The sequence below is a fragment of the Pseudescherichia sp. genome (assembly GCF_031998825.1).
Classification (GTDB): Bacteria; Pseudomonadota; Gammaproteobacteria; order Enterobacterales; family Enterobacteriaceae; genus Pseudescherichia.
Genome location: NZ_DAMACX010000103.1, coordinates 635 through 1175, shown reverse-complemented (window position 1 = coordinate 1175; position 541 = coordinate 635). Strand labels below are relative to the sequence as shown.

General features: G+C 59.0%; 1 protein-coding gene. It reads right to left on the bottom strand.

The features are described from left to right. A partial coding sequence (locus tag RTP97_RS21275) for a pyruvate formate lyase family protein (RefSeq protein WP_409455966.1) occupies positions 1 to 541 on the bottom strand: 541 nt, incomplete at both ends.

Genomic DNA, 541 nt, shown 5'->3' with positions numbered 1-541 from the left:
TTCCCGCCAATCGGGCCGCGGCCGTAACGCGGGTTATGGTACTGCTTCAGCTCTTCGATGTAGGTCTGATAGGCACGCGCCAGCAGCAGATCCACGCTGTCATCGTCATTACCGTACTTCGGTGCGCCGTTGATCAGACGCTGGCGCAGCTGCTCGTGGGTTAGCCCTTCGTAATCATCGGCCAGTGCCGCCGCCAGCTGCTGCTGACCAATCGCGCCCTGGTCGAAGACCAGTTTCTTCACCGCCGCCAGGCTGTTGCCGAGGTTGGCGATGCCTACCTGCAGGCCGGATACCCAGTCGTATTTCGCGCCACCCTGCTTGATGCTCTTCGCGCGTTCAATGCAGTCGTCTACCAGCGCCGAGCAGAGAATGTCATGCACGTTCTCTTCCAGCATGGTGTCCACCACGTACTCAATCTCGATGGATTTACGGGTGTAGTATTTAATCTGGTTATCCCAGGCGGCCATTACCTCGTCGAAGGTGTTGAAATTGCCCGCGGACAGCGCTTTTTCCTGCGGCAGGAACACGGTGCCGCTGGTGG